Source organism: Actinomadura citrea (assembly GCF_013409045.1).
GTDB lineage: Bacteria > Actinomycetota > Actinomycetes > Streptosporangiales > Streptosporangiaceae > Spirillospora > Spirillospora citrea.
The window spans coordinates 8,278,305-8,290,855 of sequence record NZ_JACCBT010000001.1 but is presented as its reverse complement, the minus strand read 5'-3'; the positions used below and the strand labels follow the sequence as shown (position 1 = coordinate 8,290,855).

The window sequence follows — 12,551 nt, the reverse complement described above, 5'->3', positions numbered from 1 at the left end:
TCTAGCGTGCCGCGATTTCGTCAGCTGAACTCGGCCGCGTGGTCTACGGCCCACTTCGCGAAGGTGCCGGCCGGTCGGCCGGTAAGGCCCTCAACGTGATCGGTGATGCGGTTCGACTCCGGTCGCCGCACCGAGGCGGCGATCAGCGCTTCCACCAGTGGCTCGGGGCGACCGTCCGCGAGCATTCGTGATCGCGCGAGGTCGCCGGGGAGCGCCTGGAAGCGCAGAGGGCGCCGGAGAGCAGCACCGAGGTGGGCGACCTGATCGGCGCGGCTGAGGACCTCGGGTCCTGTCAACAGGTGCAGCCCTTGATCCAGCCGGTCGTGTTGCGCGAGCAATACGGCTACGGCCGCATCGGCGACATCGCGCTCGTCCACGACGGCTGTGCGCGCGATGTCCAGCCCTGAGACCATGTCGCCCGCCCGCAACTGGGGTGCCCAGCCGCGGGTGTTGGAGGCCAACGTGTCGCTACGCAGGACCACCGGGCGCAGGCCGGCTCCGTGGAGAAGGGCTTCCATGTCCATGTGGACCTGCACGATGGGATCACTCTGGCGAGCGGCTTCGTCGTCTATGGCGGTCGTGGACAGGTAGACGACACGGGGTGCTGCCGCGTTGAGTTCCGCGACCAGGTCGTGAGCGGAGGAGGAATCAAGCAGCGGCCAGATGAGAAAGACGGCGTCGGTGCCCACGAGCGCCTCACGGACGACAGCGGGATCCGCGACGTCGCCGACCACCGGCTCGACTCCGGCGCGTGGAGCGGGCTGGTGGCGCGTGAGGCTTCGCACGTGCGCGCCGTGTGCTTGGAGACGGTGGACGACCTCTCGGCCGAGGTTGCCGGTCGCGCCGGTGACCAGGATCGATGAGCCGGGCCGGCGGTCCGCGGAGCGGGCGGTGTCAGGCATGATCGAGACGCTAGGGGTTCAGGTCGACATGAGGGCAAGGCGCGTGTAGTGATGAAAATCGGGGAAGTGGCCGCGGAACTCGGGATCGAAGCCCACGTGCTGCGGCACTGGGAGGACGCCGGGGCGCTCACTGTGCGTCGCGATGGCAACGGCTACCGCATCTACGACGACAGTGCTCTGGAGCAAGCGCGTACCGTGCTGAAACTGCGGCGGGTCGGGCTCTCATTGCCCGAGGTCACCGCCGCTATGGCGCCGACGAGGTCGGCGGCGCAGGCGGTCATCAGGGCGAAGATCGGCGCGCTCGAAAGTGAAGTCGTCCACAGGCAGCAGGCCATTGCCTTCCTGCAACACACCGTTGAGTGTCGGCATCGGTATCTCGACGACTGCCCGGACTGCGCGACTTTCGTCCGCGAAGCTTGAGCCACCCTCCCATGGGGAGGCTCCAGCACCGCGCCCACGTCTGACCCGCCCACGTCTGGCCCGCCCGCCACCCTCAAGCGGGTTGTCTGAGGTCTGCCGAAGGCCTCGGCAGTTGGGTGTGTCGGCTTGAAGGCTGACCTTGGTTGGGCAAGTCGGTCTTTTGTGAGCCTCCTCCGCGGTCTGAGGGGGGCCAGCGTGATCGCGATCGGTGCAGCGCTCCCGGGACGGGAAGCCCGACGCTGTCGGTGCACCGAACGGTGTTCGCGCTGCTGGTGGCCGACCTCAAGCGATAGCGTCGGCGGGTGGTGAAGAGCGAGAGCAGGACGGGCGTCGACGCGTGGTGAGGCAGGGACGTGACCGTGTCGTAGACGTCCGGAACATGGTGGCCGCGCATGTCCCCGGCTACAGGGTCGACTCCGTGGTGCTGTTGGGGGAGGGCGAGGACAACATCGCCTTCCAGGTCAACGATGAGCTGATCGTCCGTTTCAGCAAGGAGTCCGACCCCGGGAACCGGGCCGCGCAGGTTCGCGACGAAGCCCGTCTGCTCGCCGCTGTCGCGGATGTGTCACCGGTGCCTGTGCCCGAGCCGAGCTTCACGGTCGCCGAGCAGGGCTGCCTGGCCTACTTCAAACTCCCCGGTCTTCCGCTGATCGACGCGGACCCACTGCGACGATCGGCCGAGTTCGGCTCGGTCGCCGTCGCACTCGGGGAGTTCCTCGGCGCGTTGCATGCCGTTCCGGTCGGCGAGATGGCGGACCTGGTGGAGACCGATGACGAGCCGATGGCGGTGTGGGTGGAGGAGTCCGCGCAGATCTACGCCACGATCGTCGAAGCCGTGCCGCCCGCGCACCGTCCCGCCGTGGAGGCGTTCCTCGGCGCCTCGCCGCCGGCCGACCCGCGTGATCTGGTGTTCTCCCACAACGACCTGGGGATCGAACACGTCCTCATCGACCCGGACGCGTGGACCGTCACCGGTGTCATCGACTGGAGCGATGCCGCGATCACCGACCCGGCCCGTGACTTCGGCCTGCTCTACCGCGACCTCGGACCTGATGCTCTTGATCTGGCCCTGGGCGGATACCGGGCCGAGGCCGGAGACGTCACAGCACGCGCGGGCTTTTACGCCAGGTGCGGCGTTCTGGAGGACATGGCCTACGGGCTCCAGACCGGGCACGGCAAGTACCTTGAAAAATCCGTCGCGGCACTGGAATGGCTCTTCCCTGTGGACGACCTATAGGAGCGTGACGTCCAGGCCCGGTGAGGACTCGCCAGGGGTGTCAGGTCAGCCAGTGGCCGTCGCGCATCAGTTCGCGGCCGTTCAGTTCGTTTTCCTCGCGCCATGCCTGGACGCGGCGCGGAGTGACGCGGAACCAGCGGTACGCCGTGGTCAGGGTGCGCGGGTCGAAGCCGGTGCGCTGGGCGAACCGGTCGCCCCGCTCCTGCGGCAGCGCTGCCATGTCGAGCACCTCGACCACGCCCTCGATCATGACCACGTCGCGGGTGGGGCCCAGTCCCAGCCGGGCGGTTCGGGTGGCGGCCAGGTTCCTGCCGGTCGGGCTGTCCGCCGGGGTGGCGAGCAGCAGCGCCTCGCCGTCCCAGTCGAAGGACAGGGGCACCAGATGGGGCGCGCCCTCCGGTGAGGCGCTGGCCACCCAGAGGTCCACATCGTGGCCGAGCCGGTGCTCGGTGTCGCGGCGGCGCTCGGCGCGAGAGCGGGGCTGGGCGCTCATCGGTTCCCCGGCGGCTGGAAGAGCCCGGACTCGAAGGCCCTCAAAAGCTCCGCCCGCTCGGGCCCGAGATCTTGCCATGTCATGGCGGCAAGGTAGCAGCAGGAGGGCCGCCGGGCGGGGTCCGTCGCGGTGTTCGCGCTGGTAGAGGGACAATGGGGGTGTGGCTCGGTGGGTCCTGCATGTGGACTTGGACCAGTTCATCGCCGCCGTCGAGGTGCTGCGGCACCCGGAGCTTCGCGGGCGGCCGGTCGTCGTCGGCGGGGACGGCGATCCGAGCAAGCGCGGCGTGGTCAGCACGGCCTCCTACGAGGCGCGCGAGTACGGCGTCCATTCGGGGCTGCCGCTGCGCACGGCGGTGCGTCGATGCCCGGACGCCGTGTTCCTGCCCGTCGACAGGGAGCTCTACGAGTCCGCCTCGGAGCAGGTCATGGCGACGTTGCGCAGCCTCGGCGTCGTGGTGGAGGTGCTCGGGTGGGACGAGGCGTTCCTGGCCGTCGACGGTGATGATCCGGAGGCGGTGGCCCGGGAGATCCGTGACCGGGTGCGGGCGGCGACAGGGCTCGAATGCACCGTGGGCATCGGGGAGAACAAGCTCCAGGCGAAGCTGGCGACCGGGTTCGGCAAACCTGCCGGGGTCTTCCGGCTCACCGGGGAGACCTGGTTCGAGGTGCTCGGCGACCGGTCGACCGACGCGCTGTGGGGCATCGGGGCCAAAACGGCCAAGCGGTTGAAGGGACTCGGCATCGTCACGGTGGGCGACCTCGCGTCGGCCGATCCCGATGCCCTGGCCACGGAGGTCGGCCCCACGACCGGGCCGTGGCTGGTGCGGCTCGCCCAAGGGCGGGACCGTTCCCCGGTGAGCGACGCGCCGTACGTCCCGCGCTCGTGCGGCCGGGAGACCACCTTCCAGCGTGATCTGGACGAGTGGGAGGACGTGCGCCGCGAGGTCGCCCGGCTGGCGCAGCGGGTTGCCGGAGACGTGGCCGCGGACGGCAGGGACGTCGCGCGCGTCGTCGTCAAGGTCAGGTACGTCCCGTTCATCACCCGCACCCACGGCCGGACGCTGGACGCGCCGTCGAGTGAGCCGGCCCGGATCCAGGAGGCCGCCCTCGTCGCGCTCGACCGGTTCACCGGGCGGCGTCCGGTGCGGCTGCTGGGCGTCCGTGCCGAGTTCAACCGCTGACCTGGGAAGATGCCCGGAGGATGGTCGGCAGGTGGCGTCGTTTTCTTGACCTTTTGACGGGTTTTGGCGTTTTTGGCGGTGGGGATGAAGGCCGTCGTTGCTCGATGAACGCGACGGGGGAGAGAGCAGATGAAGAGGGTCATGACCGGGGCACTGATCGCCGCTGTGGTCGGAATCGGGGGAGTGGGCGGCGCGGCCGCCGCCCAGGCGTCCGACCCCGGAGAGCAGAACTCGCGCCAGGACTGCCGCACCTACTCCAGTGTCAAGGAGTGCGGCCAGCCCAAGCTGAACGACAAGCAGCGCGCGTGCGTGACTTCGGCGGTCCAGCAGGGCATGACCGAACGCCGTGCCACCGTGGAGTGCTCCGCCTTCGCTTGAGGACACTGCCCGCGAAAGGGACCCGCTCCCGGCGGAGCTGGAGATGGCCGTGAGCGGGTGTCAGGACATGGGGAGTGTCAGGACATGGGCAGTGGGCGGCGGGGGACCGGGGACGACTGGAGGATTGACGTCGTCGTCTTCGCATACGGGGTGAAGCGGTCGAGGATCGGTTCGAGCTCCTCGACGGCGCGCAGGTGCGCGATGAAGTAGAAGCAGTCGTCGCCCGTGATGCGGTGGCACTCGACGATCTGCGGGACCTCGTCGGCGATCTTGGGGATGCGGCTCAGCTCGCGCGGGCTCGGGTTCACGCGGACCAGGACGGCGATCGGGAAGCCGAGCGTGACCGGATCGACGGTGGCGTGGTACCCGGTGATGACGCCGGTGTCCTCCAGGCGCTGGACGCGCTCGGCGACGGCCGGGGCGGACAGCCCGACACGGCGCCCCAGCTCGGCGATGGACGCCCGGCCGTCCAGCTGAAGCTCGGTGAGGATCCGTAGGTCGATCGGGTCGAGCGGCTTGGGTTCGTAGGCGCGGCCCGGTCGGCCCCTTCGGTTCGCCATTCCCCCAACTTACGGACAGACCGACGATACGACCATGCCGTTTCCGCCCTGGTCGTACTTTGTCGGGAGCGCGGTCTTCCACTACCTGGGGCCCTCGTTCGCCGTGCTGCTGTTTCCCAGCATCGGGCCCTTGGGCGTGGCCGGGATACGGATCTGGAGCGCCGCCGCCGTCTTCGCGGTCTGGCGCAGACCATGGCGGACGTTCACAGGGGAGCGGACGCTCACGGGCAAGGGGTGGCGGACGGTCCTGGTGTGGGGCACGGTCCTCGCGGCGATGAACTCGTCCTTCTACATGGCGATCGCGCGGCTGCCCCTGGCGACCGTGGCGGCGATCGAGTTCCTGCCCGTCATCGTCCTGGCCGCCATAGGGGTAAGGACAGGACGCAATCTGATGGCGCTCGGCGCGGCCGTCGGGGGCGTGTATCTCCTGACAGAGGTGCGCATAGAAGGGGAACCGCTCGGGTTCGTCTTCGCGTTCGCCAACGCCGCACTGTTCGCGCTGTACATCGTCGTCGCCCACAAGGCCGCGCAGTCCGACACCGGGGGCATCGACGGGTTGGCCATGGCGATGTCCGCCGCGAGTGTGTTCGTCCTTCCCATCGGCGGTGTGCAGGCCGTGCCGGCCCTGGCCGATCCGGTCGCGCTCGCCGCGGGAGTCGGCGTCGGGATCTCCTCGTCCGTCATCCCGTACGTGTGCGACCAACTCGCGATGGCGCGGCTCGGCCGCGCCACCTACGCGCTGATGGTGTCGCTGCTCCCGGCGACCGCGACCGTGACCGGGCTCGTGGTGCTGCGGCAGGTGCCCGCGCCGGCGGAGCTCGCCGGAGTCGGGTTGGTGATCGCCGCGGTCGCGGTGCACCGTGGAGAGCGTTGAGCACCGTCCAGGACGTTGAGAGGAGAGAGGCCATGGAACAGGTACGGCTCGGGAAGACCGGTCTGAAGGTGTCGCGGATCTGCCTCGGCATGATGAGTTACGGCGATCCGGAGGTGCGGCCCTGGGCCTTGGCCGAGGACGCGGCGGAGCCGATCGTCCGGCGGGCCGTGGAGGGCGGTGTCACGTTCTTCGACACCGCCGACGTGTACTCGGCGGGCGTCAGCGAGCAGATCACCGGACGGCTCCTGCCGAAGTTCTTCCGCCAGAGGGACGACTACGTACTGGCGACCAAGGTGTGCCTCCCCATGGGAGACGGCCCGAACGACCAGGGCCTGTCGCGCAAGCACATCATGGCGGGCATCGACGCATCCCTCACGCGTCTCGGCACCGACTACGTCGACCTGTACCAGATCCACCGCTGGGACTACGGGACGCCCATCGAGGAGACCATGGAGGCCCTGCACGACGTGGTGAAGTCGGGCAAGGCGAGATACATCGGGGCCTCCAGCATGTTCGCCTGGCAGTTCGCCAAGGCGCAGCACGTCGCCGACAAGCACGGCTGGACGAAGTTCGTGGCGATGCAGAACCACTACAACCTTCTCTACAGAGAAGAGGAGCGGGAGATGATTCCGCTCTGCCTCGACCAGGGGGTGGGCCTCATCCCGTGGAGCCCGCTGGCGCGGGGGATGCTCGCCGGCAACCGGGAGAGGGGCGGCGAGCGCAAGACCGTCCGGTCCCAGAACGACGCCTTCGGGGACAGCCTGTACGAAGAGTCGGACTTCGACGTCGTGGACGCCGTACGCGAGGTCGCGGCGGAGCGGGGGGTCCCGGCGGCGCAGGCGGCGCTCGCGTGGCTGCTCGCCAAGCCGGGGGTGACCGCGCCGATCGTGGGAGCGACGAAGCTCACTCACATGGACGACGCGATCGCCGCGGCGGACCTGCGGCTGGACGACAAGGAGATCGAGCGGATGCAGGCCCCGTACCGGCCGCACACGGTCATCGGACATTCCTGACGAATTCGACGGAGGACGCCTCCGGGGCGGAACGCTCCGGAGGCGTCCCGCGTCTATCAGGGGTGGTGATTTGCGATACCACCGGCGATCGGGGCAGGCTGGTGGCGAGAACGCCCACGCATGGCAAGCCCGCCAGGTGGGGACATGGGTGACAAGGTTCGGAGGCCGCGTTATGCGCCGCGCGTCTCCGGACTTCCGGGAGCTGAGGGAGCCCCGGGACGACGGCGCTGAAGGAGCCCGACGATGACCGAGAACGACGGCACGCAGGGACCGCAGCGGCCGACGCCGGAGGACGAGGGGCACCCCAGGCCGCCGGAGGGCCAGGAGCCTCCCGCCCGGCCGCTGGGTGACCGCACCGTGGTGTTCGGCGCTCCGCAGTTGGGCGGCCAGCCCCCGGCACAGCCGGCGCAGCCCCGCGAGGAGGAGCGCCAGGCGCCGCCCCCGCCGCCCCCCACGATGGTCGAACAGCCGATGCAGCAGTTCGGTGAGCAGCCCCCGCCGCCGCCCCCCTACGGCGCTCAGCAGGACCAGCAGCCCCAGTACGGACAGCCGGCCCCCGGGCAGATGCCCTACGGCACGCCTCCCGGGCCGGGTGGATTCCCGCCCCCGCAGGAGCAGCGGCAGCCCCAGTACGAGCAGCCGCAGCAGTACGAGCAGCCTCAGTATGAGCAGCCTCAGTACGGCCAGCCGCAGTACGGGCAGCGGCCGGAACAGTCCCCGTATGGGCAGCAGCCTGAGCAGCAGTACGGGCAGCAGCCTGAACAGCAGTACGGGCAGCAGCCGCCGCAGCAGTCCGGGTACCCGCAGCAGCCGATGCACGGTGCGCCCCAGGAGCAGCAGCCGCAGTACGGCCAGCCCCAGTACGGCGCGCCCGGAGAGCAGGCGCGGCCCGAGCAGCCGCAGGAGTCCGGGACGGACCGGACGCTGATCGTTCCGGGTCCGCCCGCGGGCACGCCCGAGCAGCCGCAGCGGCCCGTGGTGGACGACCAGGCGACGCTGCACTGGTCGCCCGGTACCGACATCCCGGTCGCCACCGGCCCCGAGCGTCGGCAGGAGCCCCCGGCCGAGCCGTGGCAGGCCCCGGCCCCGACCCCGCCGTCCACGCCCGAGCCGTGGGCGCCGGAGGCGTCCCAGCCCGCCGGCCAGGGGCAGTCCGACCACGAGCGGACGATGATGGTCCCGCCGCCCGACTCCGGCTACGGCGCGGGGTCGCAGCAGACGGGCCCCTCGGTGGACGACCTGTACCGTCCGCCCGGCGAGGGCAACGTGGAGGACGCGCGTCCGACCGAGGCGTTCGACCCGTCGGCCGCCTCCCAGGGACGGCACGCGGCCGAACCCCAGGGACGGCACGCCGCCGATTCGTCCGGCATGGGTGAGCACACCCGGCTCGACATCGGCCAGCAGCAGTGGGGTCAGCAGCCGCAGCAGGGCTACGGCCGGCAGCAGTACGGCCAGGGTGAGCAGCAGGGCTACGGCCAGCAGCAGTTCGGCGGCCAGCAGGGCGAGCAGCAGCAACAGCAGTTCGGCCAGCAGGGCTACGGCCAGCAGCAGTACGGCCAGGGTGAACAGCAGGGCTACGGCCAGCAGCAGTTCGGCGGCCAGCAGGGCGAGCAGCAGTTCGGCCAGCCCGGCGGGGAACAGCAGCAGGGTCAGCAGTTCGGCCAGCAGCAGTACGGCCAGCAGGGGCAGCCGGGCCAGCCGGGCCAGCACCAGCAGTACGGTCAGCAGGGGCAGTACGGCCAGCCGACCACCTACGGCGCCGAAGAGGGCGGCAAGGGCAACAAGAACACGCTCCTGCTGGTCGGCGGCGCCGTCGCGGTCGTCGTGATCATCGTGGTCCTGGTCGTCGCCTTCGTCCTGTAGGACGCGAAACTCCCGGAACACGAGACGGCCGGGGACGCAAAAGCTGCTCCACGACTTCCCCAAACACGGGAATGTGGGTCACAATGCAGCAGAGGCGACCCCGGCCGTCGCCGACCCGGCCCCCGCGATCGCGTGCGAACCTGATCGCGCAGTGAGCCGCCAGGCGAGCCGGAGCGATGCAGCGATCGAGCAGTACCCGACGATGGAGGGCCGCCAGGCCCGAAGGAGGCGGGAACTGCCGTGAACACTGCTCGCTTTGCACTTTGGCTGAGTGGTCGGTAACCTCTTCACTTGTGCCCGCTCTGCGGGTCGCTATGCGTGCGCGTCGGCGAGGCCGGTTGGCCAGCCCCAGCGTGCCGCATCTACTCCCCGGCTTGATTCGGCCCAGTTAAGGGCCGGGCGGTCTGTGTCGGTTTCGCGCGGTTGTACTTCCGTGGGGCGGCGACACGCCCGACCGCGGGGGTCGGAGAGGTCGGGAAACCGGCAGGTCACAGCCTCACCTGAGGTGGTGATTGCAGCAATAGGACTTACCGGCTCGGTACGAGGAAGACGGAGACGCGGTGCCCACGATCCAGCAGCTGGTCCGCAAGGGCCGCCAGGACAAGGTGACCAAGAACAAGACGCCCGCGCTCAAGGGCAGCCCCCAGCGCCGGGGCGTCTGCACGCGCGTCTACACAACGACGCCCAAGAAGCCGAACTCCGCGCTCCGGAAGGTCGCCCGTGTCCGGCTGACCAGCGGGATCGAGGTCACGGCCTACATCCCCGGCGTCGGCCACAACCTGCAGGAGCACTCGATCGTGCTCGTCCGCGGCGGCCGTGTGAAGGACCTCCCCGGCGTTCGGTACAAGATCATCCGTGGTTCCCTCGACACGCAGGGCGTCCGGAACCGCAAGCAAGGGCGCAGCCACTACGGCGCGAAGAAGGAGAAGAGCTGATGCCGCGCAAGGGCCCCGCTGGCAAGCGCCAGCTGATCGCTGACCCGGTGTACAACTCGCCGCTGGTCACCGCGCTCATCAACAAGGTTCTCCTGGACGGCAAGCGCTCCATCGCGCAGAGCATCGTGTACGACGCCCTGGAGGGCGCCCGCGAGAAGACCGGCAACGACCCGGTCGTCACGCTCAAGCGCGCGCTCGACAACGTCAAGCCGACCCTGGAGGTGCGCAGCCGCCGCGTCGGTGGCGCGACCTACCAGGTCCCCGTCGAGGTGCGGCCGGCGCGCAGCACCACCCTCGCCCTGCGCTGGCTGGTGCTCTACGCCCGGCAGCGCCGCGAGAAGACCATGACCGAGCGGCTGATGAACGAGCTGCTCGACGCGAGCAACGGTCTTGGCGCGTCTGTCAAGAAGCGCGAGGACACGCACAAGATGGCGGAGTCCAACAAGGCCTTCGCTCACTACCGCTGGTAATCCCGGCGGATCTGCAACGACGAGAGACGACGCGAGGACGGCAGTGGCTACCAAAACCGGTGTAGACCTGGCCAAGGTCCGCAACATCGGGATCATGGCCCATATCGACGCGGGCAAGACCACCACGACCGAGCGCATCCTGTACTACACGGGGATGAGCTACAAGATCGGCGAGGTGCACGACGGCGCCGCCACCATGGACTGGATGGAGCAGGAACAGGAGCGGGGGATCACCATCACCTCCGCCGCCACCACCTGCGAGTGGCCCGTCGACGACGCCAAGCACACGATCAACATCATCGACACCCCCGGCCACGTCGACTTCACCATCGAGGTGGAGCGCAACCTGCGGGTGCTCGACGGTGCGGTCGCGGTGTTCGACGGGGTCGCCGGCGTGGAGCCCCAGTCCGAGACGGTGTGGCGCCAGGCCGACCGGTACGGCGTGCCGCGCATGTGCTTCGTCAACAAGCTCGACCGGGTCGGCGCGGAGTTCCACCGCTGCGTCGACATGATCGAGAACCGGCTCAACGCCACGCCGCTGGTGCTGCAGCTCCCGATCGGCGCCGAGTCCGACTTCAAGGGCGTCGTCGACCTCGTCCGGATGAAGGCCCTCGTGTGGAACGAGGAGGCCAAGCTCGGCGAGATGTACGACACCATCGACATCCCCGAGTCGCACGCCGAGACGGCCCGCGAGTGGCACGACAAGCTCGTCGAGACCCTCGCGGAGAACGACGACGAGATCATGGAGCTGTTCCTGGAGGGCAACGAGCCCACCGTGGAGCAGCTGCACGACGGCATCCGTCGGGCGACGATCGCCGCGAAGCTCACCCCGGTGACCTGCGGCACGGCCTTCAAGAACAAGGGCGTGCAGCCGCTGCTGGACGCGATCGTCCGCTACCTCCCCTCGCCGCTGGACGTGGAGGCCATCGAGGGCCACGCCGTCCGCGACGAGGAGAAGGTCCTCATCCGCAAGCCGAGCGAGGACGAGCCGTTCTCCGCGCTCGCGTTCAAGATCGCGAGCGACCCGCACCTGGGCAAGCTCACCTTCGTGCGCGTCTACTCCGGGGTCCTGGAGTCCGGCGCGAACGTGATGAACTCCGTCAAGGAGCGCAAGGAGCGCATCGGCAAGATCTACCGGATGCACGCCAACAAGCGCACCGAGATCGAGCGCGCGGGCGCCGGCGACATCGTCGCGGTGATGGGTCTCAAGCAGACCACCACCGGTGAGACGCTGTGCGACGACAAGAACCCGATCGTGCTGGAGTCGATGAACTTCCCGGCGCCGGTCATCCACGTCGCGATCGAGCCGAAGACCAAGGCCGACCAGCAGAAGCTGGGCACCGCGATCCAGCGGCTGGCCGAGGAGGACCCCTCCTTCCAGGTCCGCACGGACGAGGACACCGGCCAGACCGTCATCTCGGGCATGGGCGAGCTCCACCTGGAGATCCTCGTCGACCGGATGAAGCGCGAGTTCAAGGTCGACGCCAACGTCGGCAAGCCGCAGGTCGCCTACCGCGAGACGATCAGCCGCAAGGTCGAGAAGGTCGAGTACACCCACAAGAAGCAGACGGGTGGCTCCGGCCAGTTCGGCCGCGTGATCATCGACCTGGAGCCGCTCGGCGGCGGGTCCGACGGCTACGAGTTCGAGAACAAGGTCACCGGTGGCCGCATCCCGCGGGAGTACATCCCGTCGGTCGACGCGGGCTGCCAGGAGGCCGCGGAGTTCGGTGTCCTCGCCGGCTACCCGATGGTGGGCGTCAAGGTCACGCTGAGGGACGGCGCCTACCACGAGGTCGACTCGTCGGAGATGGCGTTCAAGGTCGCCGGTTCCATGGCGTTCAAGGAGGCCGCCCGCAAGGCGTCCCCCACGCTGCTGGAGCCGATGATGTCCGTCGAGGTCACCACGCCCGAGGACAACATGGGCGACGTGATCGGCGACCTCAACAGCCGTCGCGGTCAGGTCCAGTCCATGGACGAGCGGCACGGCATGCGCGTCATCAAGGCGCTCGTGCCTCTGTCCGAGATGTTCGGCTACGTGGGTGATCTGCGCAGCAAGACCCAGGGCCGGGCTGTCTTCACCATGCAGTTCGACTCCTACGCCGAGGTTCCCACGAACGTCGCGCAGGAGATCATCGCCAAGGCGCGGGGCGAGTAAGCACCCGGGCCTGCCCACAGATCACCAGAACGTAAACGAAGCGGTCGTCTAGGCGGCCGAGGAGCAAC

The 12,551-nt window shown here is 69.3% G+C and carries 13 protein-coding genes; 10 read left to right on the top strand and 3 right to left on the bottom strand.

What is annotated here, in order from left to right; all coding sequences use genetic code 11:
- Positions 1–20: 20 nt before the first annotated feature.
- Positions 21–902, bottom strand: a complete 882-nt coding sequence (locus BJ999_RS37950; protein ID WP_179837696.1) for an NmrA family NAD(P)-binding protein — start codon at positions 900–902, stop codon at positions 21–23.
- 51 nt (positions 903–953) lie between these two features.
- Between BJ999_RS37950 and BJ999_RS37945 the strand changes: the two genes are divergently transcribed.
- Positions 954–1,322, top strand: a complete 369-nt coding sequence (locus BJ999_RS37945) for a MerR family transcriptional regulator (protein WP_218935419.1) — start codon at positions 954–956, stop codon at positions 1,320–1,322.
- A 379-nt stretch (positions 1,323–1,701) separates the two neighbouring features.
- Entirely contained in the window at positions 1,702–2,559 is an 858-nt protein-coding gene (locus BJ999_RS37940) for a phosphotransferase family protein (protein WP_179837695.1), read from the top strand.
- Between the two features lie 40 nt (positions 2,560–2,599).
- Here BJ999_RS37940 and BJ999_RS37935 read toward each other — a convergent pair whose 3' ends face one another.
- Positions 2,600–3,052 (bottom strand): pyridoxamine 5'-phosphate oxidase family protein, encoded by a 453-nt coding sequence (locus BJ999_RS37935; protein WP_179837694.1) that lies wholly within the window; start codon positions 3,050–3,052, stop codon positions 2,600–2,602.
- Positions 3,053–3,212: 160 nt separating this feature from the next.
- Here BJ999_RS37935 and BJ999_RS37930 point away from each other — a divergent pair, with 160 nt between their 5' ends.
- The gene (locus tag BJ999_RS37930; protein ID WP_179837693.1) at positions 3,213–4,235 is read left to right on the top strand and encodes a DNA polymerase IV; all 1,023 of its coding nucleotides are present in this window, start codon (positions 3,213–3,215) and stop codon (positions 4,233–4,235) included.
- 129 nt (positions 4,236–4,364) lie between these two features.
- Complete coding sequence (locus BJ999_RS37925; protein WP_179837692.1) at positions 4,365–4,613, top strand: hypothetical protein; 249 nt, start codon at positions 4,365–4,367, stop codon at positions 4,611–4,613.
- A 77-nt stretch (positions 4,614–4,690) separates the two neighbouring features.
- Here BJ999_RS37925 and BJ999_RS37920 read toward each other — a convergent pair whose 3' ends face one another.
- The gene (locus BJ999_RS37920) at positions 4,691–5,173 is read right to left on the bottom strand and encodes an Lrp/AsnC family transcriptional regulator (protein WP_179837691.1); all 483 of its coding nucleotides are present in this window, start codon (positions 5,171–5,173) and stop codon (positions 4,691–4,693) included.
- A 34-nt stretch (positions 5,174–5,207) separates the two neighbouring features.
- Here BJ999_RS37920 and BJ999_RS37915 point away from each other — a divergent pair, with 34 nt between their 5' ends.
- The 6 genes from BJ999_RS37915 to fusA all read left to right on the top strand — a co-directional run bounded on the left by BJ999_RS37915 (position 5,208) and on the right by fusA (position 12,483).
- A complete protein-coding gene (locus BJ999_RS37915; protein ID WP_179837690.1) occupies positions 5,208–6,047 on the top strand; it encodes an EamA family transporter in 840 nt (279 codons plus the stop codon).
- A 32-nt stretch (positions 6,048–6,079) separates the two neighbouring features.
- The gene (locus BJ999_RS37910) at positions 6,080–7,060 is read left to right on the top strand and encodes an aldo/keto reductase (protein ID WP_179837689.1); all 981 of its coding nucleotides are present in this window, start codon (positions 6,080–6,082) and stop codon (positions 7,058–7,060) included.
- A gap of 243 nt (positions 7,061–7,303) precedes the next feature.
- Positions 7,304–8,923, top strand: coding sequence for a hypothetical protein (locus tag BJ999_RS37905; RefSeq protein ID WP_179837688.1), 1,620 nt, complete (start codon positions 7,304–7,306; stop codon positions 8,921–8,923).
- Positions 8,924–9,483: 560 nt separating this feature from the next.
- Positions 9,484–9,858 carry a 30S ribosomal protein S12 gene (rpsL, locus tag BJ999_RS37900; RefSeq protein ID WP_021597495.1) on the top strand — a complete coding sequence of 125 codons (375 nt, stop codon included), beginning with the start codon at positions 9,484–9,486 and terminating at the stop codon, positions 9,856–9,858.
- Positions 9,858–10,328, top strand: coding sequence for a 30S ribosomal protein S7 (gene rpsG / locus BJ999_RS37895; RefSeq protein WP_067806994.1), 471 nt, complete (start codon positions 9,858–9,860; stop codon positions 10,326–10,328). Before rpsL ends, rpsG begins: the two co-directional genes overlap by 1 nt.
- A 43-nt stretch (positions 10,329–10,371) precedes the next feature.
- Positions 10,372–12,483: an elongation factor G gene (gene fusA, locus BJ999_RS37890; protein ID WP_179837687.1), complete on the top strand. Its 2,112-nt coding sequence runs from the start codon at positions 10,372–10,374 to the stop codon at positions 12,481–12,483.
- The last annotated feature ends 68 nt before the right edge of the window (positions 12,484–12,551 follow it).